Genomic DNA, 22,717 nt, shown 5'->3' on the forward strand with positions numbered 1-22,717 from the left:
TACGCCGGGAGCCATTGCTGCTCCCTGCAAACCTCGCTAGGCCTGTGACCAAACGTCGACACAGGGGAAGCGAAGGCATGAGTTCTGAAGCCGCCACAGGTGCCATGAGCGGACTGCGCGTCATCGATCTCACGCGCGTGCTCGGCGGCCCGTATTGCACCCAGATCCTCGCCGACCATGGCGCCGACGTGATCAAGGTCGAGCCGCCCGCCGGCGACGAGGTGCGTGAATGGGGTCCCCCCTTCCATGAGGAGGACGCGGCCTATTTCGTCGGCATCAACCGCAACAAGCGCTCGATCGGCCTCGACCTCGCCTCGGAAGGCGGCCGCGTCGTGCTGCTGAAAATGCTGGAGACCGCCGACGTCCTGATCGAGAATTTCAAGCCTGGCACGCTGGAGAAATGGGGCATCGGCAACGACGTCCTCAGCAGGAAATTCCCGCGCCTCGTGCATTGCCGGATCTGCGGCTTCGGCGCCGACGGACCGCGCGGCGGCAATCCCGGCTACGACGCCATCATCCAGGCCATGACCGGCATGATCGCCGCGACCGGCTCGCCCGAGAGCGGCCCGATGCGGATCGGTGTGCCCCTGGTCGACATCGGCACCGGGCTCTATGCGGCGATCGGCATCCTGATGGCGCTGTCGGAGCGGCAGCGCTCGGGCAAAGGCCAGTTCCTGGAGACGACGCTGTACGAGACCGGCCTTGCCATCATGCATCCGCACACCGCGAATTACTTCATGCATGGCAAGCCGCCTGGTCTCACCGGCAACGAGCATCCGAACCTCGTGCCTTACGCGATCTTCCCGACCAAAACCGACAACATCTTCATCGGCGTCGGCAATGACGGCACCTTCCGCAAGCTCGCCAAGGAGATCGGCAAGCCGGAGCTCGGCACTGACCCGCGTTTTGCCCGCAACAAGGACCGTATCGCCAACCGCGAGGCGCTGCGCGCCGAGCTCGCCGCGGTGTTCAGCCAGCACGAGGCCGAGCCGCTGTGCAACCGCCTGCTCGCCGCGGGCCTGCCCGCAGGTCCGGTGCAGAAGATCGACCAGGCGCTGACCAACCCGCACACGATCGCGCGCGGCGATATCATCGAGAAGGACTGGTACAAGGGCGTGGCCTCGCCGATCCGGCTCGACCGCAGCAAGCCGAGCCTGCGCCGGCTGCCGCCGAAATTCAGCCAGCACGCAGCCGAGGTGCTGGGCGAGTTCGGCTACTCCAAGGCCGAGATCGACGCGATGGTCGAAAACGGCACGGTCTGCGGCCCTGAGCGCAAGCGCTGAGGTAGGCCAAACGTCGCTCGTCAAGGTGGTGCGCACCCTCTCCCGCTTGCGGGAGAGGTTTTCGAACTCGCGGCCCATCGTCCCGCAACTACCCAATACCGCACTGCGGCGCGATCCACGCGGGTGCACCGCGAACGGGGGAGGCTGTCCGCATCGCCTTCGCCTATTTTCCGGCTTCCCTTTTCCAGCGCTTGCCGCTTTCGTTTCGGCCGCTTACACAGTCATGTGAACGTCATACGGCGCTGCTAGCGCAAGCGCTTCTTTAGTGGCGGGCAAGGGAGGTTTTCTTGATGGCTCTTCGACATTTTGGTGCGGCAGCTGCTGTTGCACTCACGGTTGGTCTCGGCGCCTCGCCGGCGCTGGCCGTGACCGAAATCCAGTGGTGGCACGCGATGACGGGCGCCAACAACGACGTCATCGTCAAGCTCGCGAGCGACTTCAACGGTGCCCAGAGCGACTACAAGGTGATTCCGACCTACAAGGGCAACTACGCCGATACGATGAACGCCGGCATCGCCGCGTTCCGCGCCGGCAACGCGCCGCACATCATGCAGGTGTTCGAGGTCGGCACCGCCACCATGATGGCGGCGACCGGCGCCGTGAAGCCGGTCTACAAGCTGATGGCCGAGACCGGCGAGAAGTTCGATCCGAAGGCCTATCTGCCCGCGATCACCGGCTACTACTCGACCTCGAAGGGCGAGATGCTGTCCTTCCCCTTCAACTCGTCGTCGACGGTAATGTGGGTCAATCTCGACGCGCTGAAGAAGGCCAATGTCGAGATCCCGAAGACCTGGCCCGAAGTGTTCGACGCCGCCAAGAAGCTGAAGGCGGCCGGCCACGCCACCTGCGGCTTCTCCAACTCCTGGGTCACCTGGGTCAATCTGGAGCAGCTGTCGGCCTGGCACAACGTGCCCCTGTCGACCAAAGCCAACGGTCTCGACGGCTTCGACACCGTGCTGTCCTTCAACGGTCCGCTCCAGGTTAAGCATCTCGAAAACCTGGTCGAGCTCCAGAAGGACAAGACCTACGACTATGCCGGCCGCACCAACACCGGCGAAGGCCGCTTCACGTCGGGCGAATGTCCGCTCTACCTGACCTCGTCGGCGTTCTTCGGCAACGTCAAGGCGCAGGCCAAGTTCGCCTTCACCGCGGTGCCGATGCCCTATTATCCGGACGCCAAGGGCGCGCCGCAGAACTCGATCATCGGCGGTGCCTCGCTCTGGATCATGGGCGGCAAGTCGGCCGACGAGTACAAGGGCGTGGCGAAGTTCCTGACGTTCCTCTCCGATACGGATCGGCAGGTCTACATCCACAAATCGTCGGGCTATCTGCCGATCACCAAGGCGGCCTATGACAAGGCCAAGGCAGAGGGCTTCTACAAGGACCAGCCCTATCTCGAGACCCCGCTGCTCGAGCTGACCAACAAGGAGCCGACCGAGAATTCGCGCGGCCTGCGCCTCGGCAACATGGTGCAGCTCCGCGACGTCTGGGCGGAAGAGATCGAGCAGGCGCTGGCCGGCAAGAAGACTGCCAAGCAGGCGCTGGATGCGGCCGTCGAGCGCGGCAACACCATGCTGCGCCAGTTCGAAAAGACCGCCGTGAAGTAAGGCGACAAGCGGCAGGCCGGTCGCCCGGCCTGCCGCTCCGGGGCATCATGCAGAAACAAGCCATTTTCCAGTCGAAGCTGTTGCCCTATGCGCTGGTTGCGCCGCAGCTCGCGATCGTCCTGATATTCTTCTATTGGCCCGCCTTGCAGGCGATGATCCAGTCGTTCCTGCTGCAGGACGCCTTCGGCCTGTCGACCACGTTCGTCTGGTTCGAGAACTATATCGACCTGTTCAAGGACCCCGCCTATTTCGAGGCGATCCTGCGCACCTTCTTCTTCTCGTTCGCGATCGCGGTGTCGTCGCTGTCGTTCGCGCTGCTGCTCGCCGTGATGGCGGACAAGCCGCTGCGCGGCTCGATGCTCTACCGCACGCTGCTGATCTGGCCCTATGCGGTGGCGCCGCCGGTCGTCGGCGTGCTCTGGATCTTCATGCTGCATCCCTCTCTCGGCGTGCTCTCGCGCTACCTGCGCGCCCTCGGCGTCGACTGGAATCCGCTGCTCGACGGCAACCAGGCCGCGACCCTGATCATCCTCGCCGCCGCCTGGAAGCAGATCTCCTACAATTTCCTGTTCTTCCTTGCCGGCCTGCAGAGCATCCCCAAGAGCGTGATCGAGGCCGCCGCGATCGACGGCGCTCGCCCGATGCGGCGGTTCTGGACCGTGATTTTCCCGCTGCTGTCGCCGACCATCTTCTTCCTCCTGGTCGTCAACATCGTCTACGCCTTCTTCGACACGTTCGGGATCATCGACACCATGACCCGGGGCGGTCCGGGCAAGTCGACCGAGACGCTGGTCTACAAGGTCTATACCGACGGCCTGCTCGGGGGGAACCTCGGCAGCTCCGCGGCGCAGTCGGTGATCCTGATGATCATGGTGATCGTGCTGACGGGCATCCAGTTCCGCTTCGTCGAACGCAAGGTGACCTACTGATATGGTCGAGGAAGAAGGCTTTCGGCGCTACATCGCCCACATCATCCTTTGGATCGGGATCGCGATCGTCGCCTTCCCGGTCTACCTCGCCTTCGTCGCGTCGACGCAGGATAACGCGGTGATCGCGAACGGGCAGATGTCGCTGCTGCCCGGCGGCCATTTCCTCCAGACTTACTACCAGACCATCTTCGTCGGCACGAGCGGCTCGACCCGCGAGCCGGTCGGCAACATGATGCTGAACTCGCTGGTGATGGCGCTCCTGATCGCGGTCGGCAAGATCGCGATCTCGATCATCTCGGCCTATGCGATCGTCTATTTCCGCTTTCCGTTCCGGATGGCGCTGTTCTGGCTGATCTTCATCACGCTGATGCTGCCGGTCGAGGTGCGCATCTATCCGACCTACAAGATCGTCGCCGACCTGCACATGCTCGACAGCTATGCGGGCCTGTCGCTGCCGTTGATCGCCTCGGCCACCGCGACGCTGCTGTTCCGCCAGTTCTTCATGACCGTGCCGGACGAACTGCTGGAAGCCTCCCGCATCGACGGCGCCGGCCCCTTCCGTTTCTTCTGGGATACGCTGCTGCCGCTGTCGCGCACCAACATGGCGGCGCTGTTCGTGATCCTGTTCATCCTCGGCTGGAATCAATATCTCTGGCCGCTCTTGATCACGACGCGCGACGATATGCAGACCATCCAGATCGGCATCCGCAAGATGATCACCACCACCGACGCGCTGACCGAATGGCCGATCGTGATGGCAACCGCCGTGCTGGCCATGCTGCCGCCGGTGCTCGTCGTCGTCGTCATGCAGAAGCTGTTCGTGCGCGGACTGGTCGAGACGGAAAAGTAACAAGTGAGTTTTTGATGGCTAACGTCACCCTGCGCAACGTCCGCAAGACCTATCCCGGCGGCTTCGAGGCCATCAAGGGCGTCGACGTCGATGTCGGCGACGGACAGTTCTGCGTGCTGGTCGGGCCGAGCGGCTGCGGCAAGTCCACGCTGCTGCGCATGGTCGCAGGGCTCGAGACGGTCACCGGCGGCGAGATCGACATCGGCGGCCGCATCGTCAACGGCATCGAGCCCGCCGATCGCGACATCGCCATGGTGTTCCAGAACTACGCGCTCTATCCGCATATGAGCGTGTACAACAACATGGCCTACGGCCTGCGCAACCGCGGCATGGCGGAGGCCGAGATCAGGACCCGCGTCGAGCAAGCCGCGCGCGTGCTCGAGCTCACATCGATGCTGGAGCGCAAGCCGCGCCAACTCTCCGGCGGCCAGCGCCAGCGCGTCGCCATGGGCCGCGCCATCGTGCGCCAGCCGAAGGTGTTCCTGTTCGACGAGCCGCTCTCCAACCTCGACGCCAAGCTGCGCATCGCCATGCGCGTCGAGATCCGCAAATTGCAGCGCCGGCTCAACACCACTTCGATCTACGTCACCCACGACCAGCTCGAGGCGATGACGCTCGCCGACATTCTCGTCGTGATGAACGGCGGCCAGGTCGAGCAGGTCGGCAATCCCCTTGATATCTACGAGAAGCCGGCGACCACCTTCGTCGCCTCCTTCATCGGCGCACCGCCGATGAACCTGATGTCGACGCGGCCCGAGGAGATCCGCTCGCAGCTCGCCGGCAGCGCGGCGGCCGACGCCGGCATTCTCGGCATCCGCCCGGAAGATTTCGTCATCACCGACCAGACCCCGGCCGGCGGCGTCGCCTTGCCGCTGACCGTGGAAGCGATCGAGCATGTCGGCGCCGAAACCTTCGTCTATGGCCGCCGCGAGCAGGAAGAGCAGCACGTCGCCGCCACCCCCGGCGAGCTGCCGCCCGGCGAGATCATCGTCCGCATCCCCGGAACTGAGGCTCCCGCCATCGGCGCGAAAATCCGGGTCGCGGCGGTGCGCAACAAGCTGCATTTGTTCAGCGGCGACGGGCGCAAGCGGTTCGAAGCCTGAACCGGTTCCGAAGGGCCGGTACCAAAAAGTGCGAAAACAACCCCATGCACAGTAGAAGGGGCTTTGTTTTCGTTCGAGAAATTCATTCGCAAGTTCGCCATGCCCGGGCTTGTCCCGCCTGCGCGGCCGAAGCCGCTTCGGCGCGGCGAAGGCCCGGGCGTCCAGGTTATTGGCGCAACGAGCAAGGTCGTGGATGGCCGGGACAAGCCCGGCCATGATGATCCGGAAGCATCTCATTCGATATCGGCCGGAGCCACGGGCTGAATCGCTCATCCACAGCGTTCCGGCTACCTGCTTGAACCCACACGGGAACATGCCCATATTGCTGATCAAGGGGTGCCAGTACGGGCCCCGACACACCAAAGTCGCTTCTGCGAGGACTTTGTAAACTATGTCTCGTGTTCCCACGTTATCCAGTCCGTTCCTTCTGGGCTTCGACGAGATCGAGCGCGTGCTCGACCGCGTCGTCAAAGGCGCCGACGGCTACCCTCCCTACAATATCGAGAGGTGCGGCGGCGCGGATGGCCAGCCCGAGCGTTTGCGCATCACGCTGGCGGTCGCCGGATTTACGCGCGACCAACTCGATGTAACCATTGAGGAAAACCAGCTCGTGATCCGCGGGCGTCAGCAGGACGACAAGTCCCGGCAATACATCCATCGCGGCATCGCCGCGCGCCACTTCCAGCGCACCTTCGTGCTGGCGGAGGGGATGCTGGTGCTGGGTGCGGATCTGAAGAACGGGCTGTTGTCGATCGATCTGGCCCGGCCTGAACCGGAGAGGATCGTTAAGACAATCGCTATCAATGAGCACGAATAATGGAACGAGTAGCGGACTCGACCGCTTAGTGTTCCAGAGGAGTCGAGACCATGAGTGAAGGTCACGTTGCGTTCGAATACGAAGCCAAGAACGTCTCGCCGGAGACGCTGGCAACCCTCGGCGAAGGCCATATCGCCTATGTGAAGCAGATCCGCTCGGAAGACGTGCCGGGCCTGTTTCCCGAAGCGCCGAAAATCGCGCCGGGCCTCAAGCTCTTCGCGCTCCACGCCGCCGACGGCACGCCGATCATGCTGACCGACAGCCGCGAAGCCGCGGTCGCCAACGCCTGGAGCAACGAGCTGCAAGCGGTGAGCGTGCACTAAAGCGCGCGCACGTCGCACGATTAGGGTTTCAAGCGGGCATGCCTTCGCAGGAAGGCGTGCCCGTTTTCGTTTCAGAGGTGATGTTTTCCCGTCGCCACCGCCAGCCAACGGGAATTCGGCGATGTCCCGCCCGCGTGCGGGGCTATCGCATATGACTTGTGACGGCGGTCTGCGCGCACGCCTCGTCCTTCGAGACGGCGATGAGGCTAATCAGCATCAGTGCCCGTCGAGACTGCTGCCGCACACTCCGACCTCATCCTGAGGAGCCCGCCTCAAGCGGGCGTCTCGAAGGATGGCCGCGCGAAAACCTCTCGTGCGATTCCTCTGCGCGTCGGGCGGCTCTTGGCTCATGCGCGCACGAGACCCTCATCAATCCGTGATTTGACAGTTCATTCGAACTTGTCAAATCTGACAAAATGCAGGCCAAGGCCCCTCCCCAGGACCGGATTCTCGACGCCGCCTTGCGCGTGTTCCGGCGCCACGGCTTCCGCCGCTCCTCGATCGAGCAGGCGGCGGAGGAAGCCGGACTGACGCGGCAGGCGCTCTATCATCATTTCGCCTCCAAGGAGGCGCTGTTTCGCGCCGTGCTCGAGCGGATCTACGCGCAGGGGCTCGCCGCCGAAATCGCGGCGGCGAAGGCGGCGGAAGACGCGGGCCTCGATCTTGCCGACATCCTGGTCGCCGAGATCGGCGCGCGAATGCAGTCGCTGCTCGCTTCGCTCAAGGACTCGCCCCACACCGAGGAGCTGTTTTCCGAGCACCTCGCGCAGGCGCGCGACCTCTACCAGAGCTATTCCAGCCGTTTCACCGAGGAGATCGCGACCACGATCGCGCGGGTGTGCCGCAAGCGAAAGCTCAAGCTCGAAAGCGGCGTCAGCGTGCGCGAGCTCGCGCGCTGCGTCGAGATGGCGATCCACGGCACCAAATCCGCTTTCCCTTCCATGCAGCCGGTCGACGCGTTCCTGAAACAGCTCGAGACCATGCTGCGCATGCTGATCGCCGGCGCGATGGCGCCGTCCGCAAAGAAGTCCCACCGCAAAACGGGAGTTCGAACATGACCACCACGACCATCAATGGACGGCCTCTGGCGCTGCCCGACGATCCGGATGCGCTCTTGATCGACGTGATCCGCGACCGCGGCCTCACCGGCACCAAACTCGTCTGCGGCTCCGGCGTCTGCGGCGCCTGCACCGTGCTGCTCGACGGCACGCCCGTCGTGAGCTGCCTGTTGCCGGCGCAGGCGGCCGCCGGTAAATCGCTGACGACCATCGAGGGCATCGGAGCAGCCGGATTGCATCCAGTGCAGAAGGCGTTCATGGCGCACGACGCCCTGCAATGCGGCTTCTGCACGCCCGGCTTTGTCGTCGAAGCCACCGCCTTCCATGACGACTGGCGCGCGACCAAGGGCGCGGCGACCCCCTCGCGCGAGGAGATCGCCGCCGCGCTATCGGGACATCTCTGCCGCTGCGGCGCCTATGAAGGCATCTTTCGCGCCGTCGCCGAAGCATGCGCGGGCCGCTTCGACGGCAGCGAGCCCATCGCGCCGCGGCTGGAAGCCCGCGACAAGGTGACGGGCCTCGCCCGCTACACGGTGGACATCCACCATGACGGCCAGCTCGAAGGCGTGATCCTTCGCACGCACGTCGCGCATGCGAGGATCACCGGGCTCGACCTGGCACCGGCGCGCGCCATTGCCGGTGTCGCCGCGGTCGTTCCGCTGCTCGACGACGACAACATGGTCCGCTTCGTCGGCGCGCCGATCGCAGCCGTCGCGGCCAGGGATCGCCGCATCGCACTGAAGGCCATCGCCGCGATCAGCTTCAAGGCCGAGCCCTTGCCCGCGGTGATCGGGCTCGATGCAGCGCGGCGCGACGATGCGCCGGTCGTGTTCGAAAAGAAGGACCGCAAGCGTGCCGGCAACGTGTCCGAGGGCGCCGGCGGCGCTCCGGTGTCGTGGAAGGGCAATGTGCGCGGGCCTTCGGCGCCGTTCTCGCAAAAGGCCAAGCAGGCCAAGAGCTGGCTTGATGAGGCGCGCCAGCAACGCAATCCGCTGCTGGTCGAGGAGACCTTCCGCGTCTCGACGCAACAGCACGCCAGCCTCGAACCACATGCCGCCGTGGCCAGGTTCGATGGCGATCAGCTCATTATGCACATCTCGACCCAGGCCATTCACGAGAGCATGGAGAAGATCGCCAAGCGATACGGCCTTTCGCACGACAAGGTACGTGTGATCGCCGATCATGTCGGCGGCGGGTTCGGCTCCAAGGGCAGCGTTGGCCTGGAGACCATCGCCGCGATCGAGCTTGCGCGCGCCGCGAAGGCGCCGGTGCGTGTCGCCTTCGACCGCGAAGAGGAGCTTTCCGTCACAGGCTATCGTCCGGCCGCCGAGCTGAAGCTGTCCTTGCTGCCTTCGGCGGAAGGCCGTCTCAAGGCGCTGTCGCTCACCGCCCATGCCGACACTGGCGCGGCCGTGAACTCGCTGATCGCCGGCCTCGCGCGGCTGATCTATCCAGCCGAAGCAAAGGAGCTCGTCGACTTCGACGTGCTCAGCAATTTGCCGCCCGGCGCGCCATTCCGCGGCCCCGGCGGTCCGCCGATGTCGTTTGCGCTGGAGCAGGCGGTCGACGAAGCGGCGCTGCGCATGAAGATCGATCCGATTGCCCTGCGCAAGCTCTGGGACCCCGATCCCAACCGTCAGCGATTGTACGACTGGGCTGCGGGCCTCGAGGTCTGGAAGAACCGCAAGCCGGCCGCCGCGCAGACCGGCCGCTACCGGCGCGGCGTCGGCGTCGCCACCGGCTACTGGCTCTATCTCTGGCAGACCGGCTCCTCGGTCGAACTCGCGATCAAGGGCGGCCGCATCGTCGCAAGCTGCGCGGTGCAGGATATCGGCACGGGCACCCGCAGCGTGATCGCCAACACCGTCGCGAAGGCGTTCGATCTCGAGCCGCAGGATGTGGACGTTCGCATCGGCCGCTCCAACCTGCCACCCGGGCCGGGCTCCGGCGGCAGCCGCGTCACCGCCTCGGTGGTGCCGCCAACCTTGCTCGCCATCGACAAGCTGAAAGCGGAAATCACGCGCACCGCGTCTCGCACACCTGCTCCCGGCTCGAACGCGCCGTGGCGCGAGATGATCGCGGCTTCCCCCGATATCACCGTGTCGGCGAGACGCCAGGAGGACGGCAAACCGCGGCCCGGCGTCAGGCCCGCGCTGCACGAGGCGGGCATCATGGGCCGGGTGTTCGGTTGGGTGCTGCGTCTGATGAACCACATGGTGGTCGGCGCCGGCGTGCCGAGCTCGGTGCAGGTGATGGAAGTCGAGGTCGACACCTGGCTCGGCCATGTGCGCGTGCTCAACGCCTATACGGGCCTCGCGATCGGCAAGCTCGCCGCGCCGATGCTGGCGCGAAGCCAGGCCGCGGGCGCGGTGATCCAGGGCATCGGCTACGCGCTCTATGAGACGCGGGAGACCGATCCCTCGAGCGGCCACATCCTGAGCGGCAGCATGGAGGACTACCGCATTCCGGGGATTGGCGACATGCCGAAACTGGAGGTGCATTTCGACGAGGCCGGTTTCGAGCACGTGCCGGGCGGCAGCGTCGGCATCGGCGAAGTCGCCACCGTTCCGACCTCGCCCGCGATCGCCAACGCCATCCGCGACGCGATCGGCGTCAGACTGACCGAAATTCCGTTCCGGCCCGATCGTCTGGTGGCCGCGCTGAAAAGGGAGGGATGCAGCATGAGTGTCGCCGTCATGACCGCCAACCCTACTGGAAAGCCCGCGCCTGAATTCCGCGCCGGAGGTACCGACTTCAGCGAACGTCGCCGCAGCGGGGTGTCGCAGGGAATGCCGATCGATATCACGGCCACCGGCGACAAGACCATCACCTGGGACGCCGACGGAGCTGCCCGGATCGGCGCGCTGACCACCATCGCCATGATCGCGACGGATGCGCGCATCGCCGCTGCCTATCCCGGTGTTGCGGCGAGCGCGCAAGGCCTTGCAACGCCACAGGTGCGCCACGTTGCGACGCTCGGCGGCAATCTCGCGCAGCGTTCACGCTGCTGGTATTTCCGCCGGGCCGACATCGATTGCCTGAAGAAGGGCGGCAGCACCTGCCCTGCCCGGTCCGGCAATCATCTCTATGGTGTTGCCTTCGATCTCGGCGACTGCGTCGCGCCGCATCCCTCGACCATGGCGGCGGCTCTGCTCGCCTATGATGCGACCATCACCACCACGGACCGGCGCAGCGGATTGACGATTGCCGGCCTGCTCGGCGACGGCTCGGTCTCGCACGCCGATCATACACTCGCGGCCGGCGAGATGATCGAGAGCATTGCGCTTCCTGCCCCGCTCGGGGGCGAGCGCGCGTCCTACAGGCGGGCGATCAGCCGGACCCATGCGGAATGGCCGCTGGTGGAGCTCTGCGCCCGCGTCGTGATCGCAGGCGGCAAGTTCCAGCTCGTGCGTCTCGCTGCTGGCGGCGTCGCACCCGTGCCGCTTCGCCTCACCGCGGTGGAAGCCCAGCTCAGCGGCAGGATAGTCGATGCGGCATCGATCGCAGAAGCGGCGAAAGCGGCGAGCTCGGGTGCCAAGCCACTGCCGATGACGGCCTACAAGCTCGATCTTCTGCAAGGGCTGGTGCGCGACGTGCTGGAGCGGCTTTCGGATTAGCCGGTCGCGCACGCCGCGAAGCCGCGGCAGCCAAGGCCTGTAGCAATGAGCGATAAGCGTGCGCTGAGCACGCGCTTCGCAGGAAGCAATTCGATCGGGCATGACTTCGCAGGAAGGCGTGCCCGTTTTCGTTGTGAGCGGCTTCGAAAAGTTCGTCGTCATGCCCGGGCTTGCCCGTGCATGACGACGCTGAGAGTTCAACGCCTCAACAGAGAGTCTCGATCGTCACGGTGTGAGGCGGTGGAGTCGACTCTACGCCGCGGTCGCCGGCGGCAGGGCCAGCACCGAATAGATCGCCTGGGCATCGCGCGAGGCGCGGAGCTTCTTGGCGATGTCCTGGTCGCGGAGCAGGCGGGCGATGCGCGCGAGCGCCTTGAGGTGATCGGCGCCGGCGCCTTCGGGCGCGAGCAGCAGGAAGACCAGATCGACCGGCTGGCCGTCCATGGCCTCGAAATCGATCGGGCGGTCGAGCCGCGCGAACAGGCCAAAGATCTTTTCGAGCTTGGGCAGCTTGCCGTGGGGGATGGCGACGCCATAGCCGACCGCGGTGGTGCCGAGCTTCTCACGCTGCAGCAGCACCTCGAACACCGAGCGCTCGTTCTGCCCGGTCAGCTCGGCGGCCTTGGCCGCGAGCTCCTGCAAGGCCTGCTTCTTGCTGTTGACCTTCAATACCGGGAGAATCGCCTCGGGTGCGACCAGATCGGTAATCGGCATGGAGGCTTTCCGAGGTGAATTAAACCGTCAGGTTCCGATTTGGCCCCGCTTGATAGACCAAGCCGGGCCGGCGTCAATAACATGAAGCAGGAGGCGGACTTAGCCCGATCCAGATGTGGGGGGCTTCTACTCCAACGCAATCCCGGTGCCAACTCCCGCGTGCGGCTTTGCCGCGGTCATTATTAAGGTCCGGAATCGTACGGACGTCCGCCCTGGCCTAACCCCCCGGCTTGCCGTCGACCTTGCCGTCCACCTTGGCCCCCGGTGGATCAATCCAGCCGACATTGCCGTCCGCCCGGCGGTAAATGATGTTCACCCGGCCCGAGGAGCCATGCTGGAATACCAGGCAAGGTGCGCCGCTGAGGTCGAGTTCCATGACCGCCTCGCTGACCGAGAGCTGTTTCAACGACGTGGTTTGCTCCGCAATGATCACGGGGCTGTAGCCGGTGACTTCCTCTTCGTCCTCTCCGGGCGCCTCGAGCACGTAAGCCGTCGCGTCGAGCGCAGCCATGGCTTCGGAGGCGACATGGGCCTTGCGGGCGGAGCGGTCCTTGAGCCGGTTCTTGTAGCGGCGCAGCCGCTTCTCGATCATCAGCAGCGCCTGGTCGGCGCTGGCATAGGCATCCGGCGCGTTCGAATCGGCCTCCAGCGTGATGCCGGAATCGAGATGCAGGGCGCAATCGGTGCGGAAGCCGAAGCCGTCCTTGCTGAGCGTGATGTGGCCGGAATAATTACCGTCGAAATATTTGCGCAGCACCTCGTCGGTGCGATCGGCAACGCGGCCGCGCAGGGCCTCCCCGACGCTGATGCTCTTGCCCGAAATCCGAAGGGTCATGGATGCCTCGCTTGGTTTGCTCCTCGGCTGCGACGACGTCATCGCAGCCGAAGTCGTTCCCTGCGCATGATCTCCCCACGAACACTTTCCGCGTTGGTCGGGAGAGGAAGCCGCCGTGCACTTTTCCGGATCATGCGCGTGCCTGGATCGGTTGCAAAGGGAAGCCGAGAGTAGCGCGATTTCGCGCCAGCGCAATCAGGCCGGTTCGGGGTTGCGCGAGCGATCGGACAAGGCGGTGGAGAGGACGTTACCAAGGGCGCTCTGCTTGTCGCGGCGGCGTTGCACCGAGGAAGGAATGCGCATGGCTTCGCGGTACTTCGCGACCGTGCGGCGGGCAATATCAATGCCCGAGGCGCGCAAGCGTTCCACGATGGTGTCGTCCGACAGGATCGCGCTGGGCTCTTCCGAATCGATCAGCTGCTTGATGTGATGGCGCACCGCTTCGGCGGAATGCGCCTCGCCGCCGTCGGCCGAGGCGATCGAGGCCGTGAAGAAATATTTCAGCTCGAACGTGCCGCGATTGGTCGCCATGTACTTGTTGGCGGTGACGCGCGACACCGTGGATTCATGCATCTGGATGGCGTCGGCGACGGCCTTCAGATTGAGTGGCCGCAGATGCGCTACACCATGGGTGAAGAAGCCGTCCTGCTGGCGCACGATCTCGGTTGCAACTTTCAGGATGGTGCGGGCGCGCTGGTCGAGCGCGCGCACCAGCCAGGTCGCGTTCTGCAGTGCGTCGGTGAAATAGGACTTGTCGCCGTCCTTGCCGATCTTCTTCGACAGCTCGGAATAATAGGTCTGGTTGACCAGCACGCGCGGCAAGGTGTCGCTGTTGAGCTCGACATGCCAGCCGCCGTCGGGACCCGGGCGGACATAGACGTCGGGCACCATGGTCTGCATGCGCGCCGAGCCGAACTTCATGCCGGGCTTGGGATTGAGGCGGCGGATCTCGCCGATCATGTCGGCGATGTCCTCGTCGTCGACGCCGCAGATCTTGCGCAAGGCCACGATGTCGCGCTTGGCGAGCAGATCGAGATGCTCGACGAGAGCCTGCATCGCGGGGTCGTAGCGGTCGAGCTCGCGGAGCTGGATCGCGAGGCATTCGCTTAAGCTCCGCGCGCAGATGCCGGGCGGATCGAATTTCTGCAGCACGGCGAGGACGGCCTCGACGTCGGCTTGCGATGCGCCGAGGCGCTCGGCGGCCTGGCCGAGATCGGGCGGCAGATAGCCGGCCTCGTCGACGAGGTCGATCAGGTACTGGCCGATCATGCGCTGCGCCGGCGCGGTGAAGGCCACCGAGAGCTGCTCGGCGAGATGGTCCGAGAGCGTCATCTCCGCGGCCACGAAGGCTTCGAGATTGTAATCCTCGTCGCCGGAGGCGCCGCCGCCCCATTCGGTGTAGGTGGTCGGCGCGGCGTCCTGGGCGTTGCGGGCGGCCGCCTCGGCCGGCTCCTCGGAAAAGACGTTGTCCAGGCCCGTGTCCAGGGTCTGCTCGATCTCGGCGCGGGTGCCGAGATCCTTGCTCATCCATTCGTCCTGGCCCGGCTCGAAACCGTCCGCGCTGCCGCCAAAGCCGTCGTCACCAAGACCTTCGCCGTGGCCTTCTCCCTGGCCGCCGGCCTCCTCGCCCCCGCCGTACTGGCTGGCCTCGCCGGGGGTCTCGCCCGCGGGGGCCTCGTCATTGGCCCGTTCCAGCAGCGGGTTCCGCTCCAGCTCCTCTTCCACGAAGGTCGTGAGATCGAGATTGGACAATTGCAGCAGCTTGATCGCCTGCATCAGCTGCGGCGTCATCACCAGCGACTGCGATTGCCGGAACTCTAATCTCTGCGTGAGGGCCATGAAGCAAGAACCGTTCCCAAAAATTGGTCCGATTTTTGCTTATCTTAGTCCAGGCCCGATGTACATGACTTGACGAAATGCAAAAACGGGCTAGAGGCGGAATTCCTCGCCAAGGTAAAGGCGGCGCACGTCCGGATCGGCGACGATCTCATCCGGGCTCCCCTCCGTCAGGATTTCCCCGGCATAGACGATATAGGCGCGATCGGTGAGGCCGAGCGTCTCGCGCACATTGTGGTCGGTGATGAGCACGCCGATGCCGCGATTGGTGAGATGGCGGACGAGGTCCTGGATGTCGCCGACGGCGATCGGGTCGATGCCGGCGAAGGGCTCGTCGAGCAGCATGTAGTTCGGCCGCGTCGCCAGCGCCCGCGCGATCTCGACGCGGCGGCGCTCGCCGCCCGACAGCGCAATCGACGGCGATTTGCGCAGCCGCGTGATGTTGAATTCGTCGAGCAGGGAATCGAGCTGCTGCTCGCGCTTCTTGCGCGAGGGCTCGACCACTTCGAGCACCGCGCGGATGTTCTGCTCGACGGTGAGGCCGCGGAAGATCGAGGCTTCCTGCGGCAGATAGCCGATGCCGAGCCGCGCGCGCTGATACATCGGCAGTTTCGTGACGTCGTGACCGTCGAGCTCGATCGCGCCGCGATCGGCCTTGATCAGGCCGGTGATCATGTAGAACACGGTGGTCTTGCCGGCGCCGTTCGGGCCGAGCAGGCCGACCGCTTCGCCGCGGCGCACATAGATGCTGACGCCGCGCACCACCTGGCGGCTGCCGAAGGCCTTTTCCACGCTATGCACCGCCAGGAAACCCGGCCGCTTCAGCAGCTGCGGCGCGCCGGCGCCATTGGACCTGCCGGCAGCCCTGACGGGGTGAACCGCCTGCGGACGCGGCTCGGGTTGATAGTCGGCTTCGTAGCCGCCCTGATAGTCAGCCTGGAACTGATCGGGCGCACGCGCCTGGTCACGGGCGATCGGCGGCGCGTCGCGGATCGGGCTGGTCACGAGCCCGCCGACGCTGTCACCGAGCGCGGTGATGTCCTGCCGCGCAAATCCTGGCCGGCCGCGCTTGGCGGGGCGCCGACGGAACATGCTGAAGAGATCGACCATCCCCGCCTTCCAGCCTTTCGCGACGATCCTGCGCGGAACTCGCGCGATCTGCCGCAACGGCCTTCGATTCGCCGATGCAGCATGAGTGAAGGGATGTCTCATGCCCAGTGAAACACGCCCGAAAAGCGGTGGACCCCGCCTCGAAGCCTTGTGCGCTAGATACAGTCTCGCCGGCCAAGCTTCAACCTCGGTTCGGCCGTCCCCGAACCAAGCCGTTGAATTATTTCGGTTTACTTGCACCGGGCAATTGCAGAGGCGGCGCCCCGCCGGGCTTGCTCCCCTGGCCGCAATCGCTGCCGCCGCCCTGCGGCAGCAGGGCCTGAACCCGGCCATTGTCGGATTCCACCCGCGACACGCCTGTCGTCATGTCGACCATCAAGCGGTCGCCGCGTAGCACGTTCTTGCACTGCGTCAGGACCACCTGACCGGAGCCGCCGAGCATGGTGATGAGATTGGTCCTGGTGTCGAACACGGCGGTATCGCCTGTCACCACCTGGTCCTTCTGGGTGACCACGACATTGCCGCGCGCCTCCAGCCGCTTGATCGAGGAGCTGCCGCCCGGACCCGGCTGCGCCGACTGCATCGGCGCGGACTTGGCGCCTTTTGCGGGTGCGGGCTGCGGCGTGGCGGGCTTGTCGCCGCCGGATTCGTAGAACACCACCAGCGTCTTCGAGGTCATGGTGGTGTCGCCCTGGACGACCTTGACGTTGCCGGCGAAGGTTGCCTCCTTCTTCTTGTCGCGCATCTCGAGCGAGGCGGCCTCGATCTGGATCGGCTGGTCGCGGTTCTGCGAAAAGCCCTGCATCGCGTTGGGCACGCCCTGCATCGTGCTCTGCGCGATGGCGGCGCTGCCCGCGACCAGCGCGATGCCGGCTGCAAGTGCAGCCGCGCCGATGATGGCGCACCGCTTGTGGTCGCTGCGCGAGAAGATCCTGGTCATGAAAATCATCTTGAGTTGGCAGACTTGTTCTGAGGCGTACGTGTCTTTGCAGACGGCGCAGGCTCGACCGGCGCAGGCTGTGCGGCGGCAGGCTCGTCCAGCTTGTCCAGATGCATCACCACATTGCCTTCGAAACGGATGACATCGCCGCCTTCTGTAATTCGCAAGCGATCGGCGCTCAGCGTGCCGTTGGTCAGCTTGACGTCGACACGCTCGTCCGAGGAGACCGTGCCCTTGTTCATGTCCACGAAGGCCGAGTTCAGCCGCGCTTCATAGCCGGTGGAGGTGCGCAGGAAGATGTCCTTGTGCAGGTCGAGCTGCTGCTGCTTGTTGTCGAAGCGCCCGGTGCGGGCGTCGAGCAACAGGGTGGATTGATCTTCCATCAGCACTTTCGCGCGCAGGTCGTTGAGATCGACATGGTCGGGATCGGTGATGTCCTGCGTCGCGGTCTTGGCCCAGAGCTCGTAGGGCCGCCGATCCGGCGTGAAGCCGGACAGATGCGGCGATTCCATCGTGATCTTGGTGCCCGACACCACCATGTTCTCGACCGTGAGCGGCAGTTCCGGAATCCTGAACTTGTTGAAGAACGCGATGTAGATGATCACGGCCATGGCCACGACCACGGTCGCGGGGACCCCAACCCGCAGAATCCGCACCAGACGGCTGTGGCGCGCCGCGCTGGCAAACTTCGCCGCGAGCGCGGCGTCGTAGGTGGGATTGTGGGCCGAATTCACCTGAACTCCTGAGGTGTCGCTCGCCAAGCCGGGTCGAGGGCGCCCCCATTGTACCCGTCGCCGCCGCAAGATGCAGCCGCGGACGTAAACCTTGGACGTAAGCCTTGGCACATAAGCCTTGACGTATCAGGCTTGGACAGGCCGCAGGAAAGTGTCCGAAACGGGGCGCAGACCGGAGTCTACCCGGCGTTCGAGGGCTCAGGAATGCGCGAAAATGTCCTCTTCCGCCCAGCCCTGGAGGTCGAGCAGGGCCCGGGTCGGCAGGAAGTCGAAACAGGACCTGGCGAGCTGCGCGCGGCCCTCCCGGACCAGCATGGCATCCAGCCGCTCGCGCAAAGCGTGCAGGTGCAGCACGTCGGAGGCGGCGTAGGCGAGCTGCGGCTCGGTCAGGCTGTCGGAACCCCAGTCGCTGGATTGCTGCTGCTTGGAGAGGTCGACATTGAGCACCTCGCGGACGAGGTCCTTCAGGCCGTGGCGGTCGGTGTAGGTCCGGGTCAGGCGCGAGGCAATCTTGGTGCAATAAATCGGCCCGGTCATGACGCCGAAGGTCTGGTACAGCACCGCGACGTCGAACCGCGCGAAGTGGAAGATTTTTGTGATGGCGGGATTGGCCAGAAGGGCCTTCAGGTTCGGCGCGTCGGTATGGCCCTTGGGGATCTGCACCACGTCGGCGCTGCCGTCGCCGGGCGAGAGCTGCACCACGCAGAGCCGGTCACGGTGCGGATTCAGCCCCATGGTCTCGGTGTCGATCGCCACCGCATTGGTGTAGCGCGTGAGGTCGGGCAGGTCGCCGCGGTGCAGGCGTACGGTCATGGCGTTTCAAAACCTCGGGTCGAATCGGTTGCGTCGGCACAATAGCTAATTCGGATTGCCGGCGGTGTAGCCATTGCCGGCGGGCCGCGCAAGCACGCGGTTCGGTCAGGTCGTTGCCGACATGATGCAGATCGACGCCCGCGCAACCCTTCAGGGCGCCTTCTTCTGCGCAGGTACGGCCGGCCTGCCGGGCGTCGCCCGGGCTTGCGGCTGTGCCGATGCAGCTTCCGGCGTCGCGATCGCGATCGCGAACAGGCGCCACTGCCCGGCCACGACCTGAAACGTCAGATCGAACTGGATCTGCTGCGGCGGGTCGGAATGTAACCTGCGAGGCGCAGCATTCCGCGCTGATCGAGCGCGGGCGCATCGCTGAACTGAGGCGCCAGCAATGCCGCCGCATAGAGATCGAAATTGCGGCGCCGCAGGTCGAGAAAATTCAATGCGAGATCTGCGGCGGTGTTGCGCGCCTGGAAGTCGGGCGCAGCGAGATCGCGCAGCACCGTGTAATTGCCCGTGCGGTTGGCATCGTTGAGCGTGAGCAGCGTCGAGCGGATCAGATAGAGTGCCTTCTCCAGCGTGACAGGCAGCGAGGACTGCGCCGGAGCCGGCTCAGGCGTCTTCTGCTGCGCCATCGCCCTGTCGCTGCCGCAGGACAGCAGCGCCAGGGCAATCGCGGCTCGCGTAATCAATCGCATGGAACGGCCCTGTGCATGCAACGGCTCTGCTGCATTCACCAGCCGACGCGCATGCCGACGCGGCCGCCCAATCCGCCGCCATTCGTGCCATAGGTCAGCCCGCCGCTGGCCTGCACGTGCTCGCTGACGCGCAGCGCCGCACTCATGGAGAGCGCATTGGTATTCTGAAACGTCCCCCAGTTCATGCTCATCGCGATCTTCTCGGACGGCATCAGCCAGGGCGAGCCGGACATCGCAAAGGCCATCGCGACACCGTTGACCGCCTTGCCGGTCCTGCCGTCGAGGTCGTTGAGGCGGGCGTTGATGCCTGCGAGCTGGCTGTTGATGCCAGCGATATCTGCGGGGCTCGCAAACCCGAGCGCGCTGAGCGAGGTGGATGCGAGATTGCCGGCAGCGTCCGTGGTGACGAGCTGCACGGGCCCGGACTGCGCGGCCGTGCTCGCGGCCGAGGTGACGCCCGACATCGTGTAGGTATTGCTCGCCGTCCCGTAAACCTGCTGGTTCGCGCGCGTCGCGGAGGCGCCATTGCCGATCGCGGTGGAATTCCCGAAAGTTGCCGATGCACCATTGCCGAAGGCCGACGAATTCGCGCCGGTGGCGTTGGCGCCGTTGCCCATTGCGGTGTTTGCCACACCGTTACCACTCGCATTGGCGCCGTTTCCGACGGCGATGTTGAAGCTGCCGGTCCCGCTAGCATTGGATTGCGTGCCGTTCGCGATATTCGCCGAATTGGCGCCGTTGGCATTCGCCAGATAGCCGGCCGCCGCGTTGGAGCTGTTGGCGCCAGATGCGGTGGCGGCGTTGCCGGTGGCAACGTTATTGCTTCCGGACCCGCTCGCGTTGGTATTCACGCCGGTCGCGATATTGAAGCTGTTGTCGCCGGTCGCGTTGGAGTTGGGGCCTGTCGCGATGTTGCCGCTACCGTTGCCGTAGGCGTTGGCGTTGGTCCCCGTCGCGGTGTTGAAGCTGGCGTCGCCGTAAGCCCTGGCGACAAACCCGGTCGCAACATTTCTGCTGTTGTTGCCGGAGGCATTGGAACTGCGCCCTGTCGCAACGTTCCTGCTGTTGTCTCCGTTGGCCAGGGCGGTGAGCCCGGACGCGAGATTGCCGCTGCTGTTGCCGCTGGCATTGGCTCCGGCGCCGGTCGCGATATTGTTGCTGTTGTCGCCGCTGGCTTGCGCGTTGTTTCCGGACGCCATGTTTTTGCTGCCTTCACCGCTGGCGATGGCTCCCGCTCCGGTCGCGCTGTTGAAGCTGTTGTTGCCGCTGGCGTTGGCATTGTTTCCCGTCGCGGTATTGGAGCTGCTGTGGCCGCTGGCATTGGCGGAACCGACGGCAATATTGCTGCTGGCATTTCCGTCAGCGTAAGCGCCGCTCCCGATCGCGGAGTTGTTGCTGCCCGCACCCGGAGCGGAGGCGGAGGGCCCGCAGGCAAAATTGCCTCCAGAGCCGGCCGCACTGGCGCCTTGATCGGATAAGGCACCATCCACGCAGATGAACTGGGCCCGGGCTTGCGGCGCTCCGGCGCAGGCCGCGATCACGGCAAGCAGCGCCGTCGCGAGACAAGCAGTGATTCGCGCGCGCGATGAAATCATCATGTCGGTCCCCACCCCGTCCTCCAACCTTGCGACCGGCAAGTGGCGCACGACGAACGAAGACCGCCGTTACGTCCAACCCCCAGGCCGCCACCACGTCAACGCGATTGACGTTGGCACGCCACTCAAAGCACGCAGGTCATGGCTTTGGAAGACGCCGGAGGCGCGGGGGACCGCGCGACATTCCGTCCCCCCATATTCATGGGGTGCGGGCCAGCGCCCCGGCTTTTCGTCCCGCGCACGCCTTTGGCGAAGAAGCCGGACGGCTGATCGGATCGCGGGCTGTTGCACGGATCCCACAACCCGGCGCGAGCTTCAGATTCCAGCAGGAATGAGGGCCGTGCGCCCCGTGAAAATCACATAGGCGCACCCCATCTTCCGCTTTCTCTCCCCGCCCCCGACGAAATCGAGATCCATGACCGAACAGAGGCTCGCCGCGCCGATCGACGCCCCATCGGAACCCCCGCGCGGATTTTCGCGCTATCAGGCGCTCCTCATCGCGCTGCTCGCGTTCACGCAGTTCACTATCATCCTCGACTTCATCATCATGTCGCCGCTCGGCGCCATCCTGATGCCCGCGCTCGACATCACGGCCACCCAGTTCGGCGTCGCGGTGTCGGCCTACGCGTTCAGCGCCGGTATCTCCGGCGTGCTGCCGCCGGCTTTGCCGATCGCTTCGATCGCAAGCGCCTGCTGTTGTTCTTCTATGTCGGCTTCACGCTCGGCACCGCGCTCTGCGCGGCTGCGCCGAACTTCCATGTGCTGCTGCTCGGCCGGATCGTGACCGGATTGTTCGGCGGCGTGATCGGCGCGGTCGTGCTCGCCATCATCACCGATCTGTTCCCGCTGCATATCCGCGGCCGCGCGATGGGGATTATCCAGACCGCGTTTGCGGCGAGCCAGGTGCTCGGCATTCCCGCCGGGCTGTTTCTCGCCAATCGCTGGAGCTGGCATGTCTGCTTCATCGCGATCGTCGTGGTGTCGATTGCGGCCATCGCCGTCATCGCCTTCGCCATGAAGCCGGTCGATGCGCATCTGAAGCTGAAGCAGGACAGAAACCCGTTCCACCATCTGGTCGCGACGCTCGCGCAGCCGCGCTATACGCTGGCGTTCGCGGTCACGACGCTGCTGGCGACCGGCGGATACATGCTGATGCCGTTCTCCAGCGCCTTCACCGTGAACAATCTCGGCATCGACATCACGCATCTGCCCACGATCTATCTCGTCTCCGGCCTGTTCAGCATCGTCACGGGGCCGCTGGTCGGCCGCGCCAGCGACGCGTTCGGCAAGTACCCGACCTTCGTGTTCGGCAGCGTGGTGTCGGTGATCATGGTGCTGATCTACACCCATCTCGGCCACGTCACGCTCGCGACCGCGATCCTCGTCAACGTGCTGATGTTCGTCGGCATCTTCTCGCGCATGATCCCGTCGCAGGCACTGATGTCGGCGATCCCCGATCCCGACCAACGCGGCTCGTTCAGCGCCATCAGCGCCTCGCTGCAGCAGCTCTCCGGCGGCCTCGGCTCGGTGCTCGCCGGCGCGATCATCGCGCAGGCGCCCGACGGCGCGCTGCTCCATTTCGACCGGATCGGCTACGTCGTCGTCGCCACGACGCTCATCGCGCTGGTGGCGATGTATTTCGTGCAGAAGGCGGTGGCGGAAAGGGTGGGGAAGACGGTGGTGTGAGGGGACGGTCCACTGATACCTGCCCCGAGCGCAGGCCTGAGCGCCACCTCTGTCGATCCAAGGCAGATCGAATCCTATGCCATACCCAGGTGAACCAATGCTCGGCCTTCGATGACCAAAGCTTCGATGCGCCGAACGGAGATCTCCAATGAAGCTCAAACTTGCCGCCGCG

At 65.1% G+C, this 22,717-nt stretch carries 20 protein-coding genes and 1 pseudogene; 12 read left to right on the top strand and 9 right to left on the bottom strand.

Translation table 11 applies throughout. The features are described 5' to 3' along the window. Positions 1 to 77: 77 nt before the first annotated feature. The 9 genes from DCM79_RS05760 (at position 78) to DCM79_RS05800 (ending at position 11,587) form a co-directional block, all read left to right on the top strand. Complete coding sequence (locus DCM79_RS05760) at positions 78 to 1,283, top strand: CaiB/BaiF CoA-transferase family protein (protein ID WP_257179035.1); 1,206 nt, start codon at positions 78 to 80, stop codon at positions 1,281 to 1,283. 290 nt (positions 1,284 to 1,573) lie between these two features. Next, positions 1,574 to 2,890, top strand: coding sequence for a sn-glycerol-3-phosphate ABC transporter substrate-binding protein UgpB (ugpB, locus tag DCM79_RS05765; RefSeq protein ID WP_257179036.1), 1,317 nt, complete (start codon positions 1,574 to 1,576; stop codon positions 2,888 to 2,890). 47 nt (positions 2,891 to 2,937) lie between these two features. After that, a complete protein-coding gene (ugpA, locus tag DCM79_RS05770; RefSeq protein ID WP_257179037.1) occupies positions 2,938 to 3,819 on the top strand; it encodes a sn-glycerol-3-phosphate ABC transporter permease UgpA in 882 nt (293 codons plus the stop codon). Between the two features lies 1 nt (position 3,820). Further along, the gene (gene ugpE / locus DCM79_RS05775; RefSeq protein ID WP_257179038.1) at positions 3,821 to 4,669 is read left to right on the top strand and encodes a sn-glycerol-3-phosphate ABC transporter permease UgpE; all 849 of its coding nucleotides are present in this window, start codon (positions 3,821 to 3,823) and stop codon (positions 4,667 to 4,669) included. 14 nt (positions 4,670 to 4,683) lie between these two features. Then, a complete protein-coding gene (locus DCM79_RS05780; protein ID WP_257179039.1) occupies positions 4,684 to 5,772 on the top strand; it encodes a sn-glycerol-3-phosphate import ATP-binding protein UgpC in 1,089 nt (362 codons plus the stop codon). Positions 5,773 to 6,163: 391 nt separating this feature from the next. Beyond that, a complete protein-coding gene (locus DCM79_RS05785; protein ID WP_018323442.1) occupies positions 6,164 to 6,589 on the top strand; it encodes an Hsp20 family protein in 426 nt (141 codons plus the stop codon). A 50-nt stretch (positions 6,590 to 6,639) separates the two neighbouring features. Further along, positions 6,640 to 6,912: a DUF1150 domain-containing protein gene (locus DCM79_RS05790; protein ID WP_011083553.1), complete on the top strand. Its 273-nt coding sequence runs from the start codon at positions 6,640 to 6,642 to the stop codon at positions 6,910 to 6,912. Positions 6,913 to 7,328: 416 nt separating this feature from the next. Continuing rightward, positions 7,329 to 7,970, top strand: a complete 642-nt coding sequence (locus tag DCM79_RS05795; protein ID WP_257179040.1) for a TetR/AcrR family transcriptional regulator — start codon at positions 7,329 to 7,331, stop codon at positions 7,968 to 7,970. Continuing rightward, positions 7,967 to 11,587, top strand: a complete 3,621-nt coding sequence (locus DCM79_RS05800) for a molybdopterin cofactor-binding domain-containing protein (RefSeq protein ID WP_257179041.1) — start codon at positions 7,967 to 7,969, stop codon at positions 11,585 to 11,587. The genes DCM79_RS05795 and DCM79_RS05800 overlap by 4 nt, the downstream gene beginning before the upstream one ends. Positions 11,588 to 11,839: 252 nt before the next feature. Here the strand turns inward: DCM79_RS05800 and ptsN are convergent, their stop codons facing one another. From ptsN to DCM79_RS05835, 7 genes are all read right to left on the bottom strand, one after another. Then, positions 11,840 to 12,301, bottom strand: coding sequence for a PTS IIA-like nitrogen regulatory protein PtsN (gene ptsN, locus DCM79_RS05805; RefSeq protein ID WP_257179042.1), 462 nt, complete (start codon positions 12,299 to 12,301; stop codon positions 11,840 to 11,842). A gap of 217 nt (positions 12,302 to 12,518) precedes the next feature. After that, positions 12,519 to 13,136, bottom strand: coding sequence for a ribosome hibernation-promoting factor, HPF/YfiA family (gene hpf / locus DCM79_RS05810; RefSeq protein ID WP_257179043.1), 618 nt, complete (start codon positions 13,134 to 13,136; stop codon positions 12,519 to 12,521). A gap of 195 nt (positions 13,137 to 13,331) precedes the next feature. Then, positions 13,332 to 14,975 (bottom strand): RNA polymerase factor sigma-54, encoded by a 1,644-nt coding sequence (rpoN, locus tag DCM79_RS05815; protein WP_257179044.1) that lies wholly within the window; start codon positions 14,973 to 14,975, stop codon positions 13,332 to 13,334. A 90-nt stretch (positions 14,976 to 15,065) separates the two neighbouring features. Continuing rightward, positions 15,066 to 16,082, bottom strand: a complete 1,017-nt coding sequence (gene lptB, locus DCM79_RS05820; RefSeq protein ID WP_257179045.1) for an LPS export ABC transporter ATP-binding protein — start codon at positions 16,080 to 16,082, stop codon at positions 15,066 to 15,068. 220 nt (positions 16,083 to 16,302) lie between these two features. Next, positions 16,303 to 17,031, bottom strand: coding sequence for an LptA/OstA family protein (locus DCM79_RS05825; RefSeq protein ID WP_373568108.1), 729 nt, complete (start codon positions 17,029 to 17,031; stop codon positions 16,303 to 16,305). Next, positions 17,028 to 17,756 (bottom strand): LPS export ABC transporter periplasmic protein LptC, encoded by a 729-nt coding sequence (gene lptC / locus DCM79_RS05830; protein ID WP_257179047.1) that lies wholly within the window; start codon positions 17,754 to 17,756, stop codon positions 17,028 to 17,030. The genes DCM79_RS05825 and lptC overlap by 4 nt, the downstream gene beginning before the upstream one ends. A 198-nt stretch (positions 17,757 to 17,954) precedes the next feature. Further along, entirely contained in the window at positions 17,955 to 18,569 is a 615-nt protein-coding gene (locus DCM79_RS05835; RefSeq protein ID WP_257179048.1) for a ribonuclease D, read from the bottom strand. A 121-nt stretch (positions 18,570 to 18,690) separates the two neighbouring features. On the opposite strand from DCM79_RS05835, the gene DCM79_RS05840 reads away from it, so the two are divergent. Beyond that, on the top strand, positions 18,691 to 18,849 hold the full coding sequence (locus tag DCM79_RS05840; protein WP_257179049.1) for a hypothetical protein: 159 nt from the start codon (positions 18,691 to 18,693) through the stop codon (positions 18,847 to 18,849). Between the two features lie 4 nt (positions 18,850 to 18,853). On the opposite strand, the gene DCM79_RS05845 is transcribed toward DCM79_RS05840, so the two are convergent. Together DCM79_RS05845 and DCM79_RS05850 are read right to left on the bottom strand one after the other, a co-directional pair. After that, positions 18,854 to 19,264 carry a hypothetical protein gene (locus tag DCM79_RS05845; protein WP_257179050.1) on the bottom strand — a complete coding sequence of 137 codons (411 nt, stop codon included), beginning with the start codon at positions 19,262 to 19,264 and terminating at the stop codon, positions 18,854 to 18,856. Positions 19,265 to 19,299: 35 nt separating this feature from the next. Next, entirely contained in the window at positions 19,300 to 20,463 is a 1,164-nt protein-coding gene (locus DCM79_RS05850; RefSeq protein ID WP_257179051.1) for a hypothetical protein, read from the bottom strand. Here DCM79_RS05850 and DCM79_RS05855 point away from each other — a divergent pair. Next, on the top strand, positions 20,462 to 20,632 hold the full coding sequence (locus tag DCM79_RS05855; RefSeq protein WP_257179052.1) for a hypothetical protein: 171 nt from the start codon (positions 20,462 to 20,464) through the stop codon (positions 20,630 to 20,632). The genes DCM79_RS05850 and DCM79_RS05855 overlap by 2 nt on opposite strands. A 642-nt stretch (positions 20,633 to 21,274) precedes the next feature. Next, a pseudogene (locus DCM79_RS05865) lies at positions 21,275 to 22,545 on the top strand (MFS transporter). Positions 22,546 to 22,717: the final 172 nt, after the last annotated feature.

Source organism: Bradyrhizobium sp. WBOS07, from assembly GCF_024585165.1.
Lineage (GTDB): Bacteria > Pseudomonadota > Alphaproteobacteria > Rhizobiales > Xanthobacteraceae > Bradyrhizobium > Bradyrhizobium japonicum_B.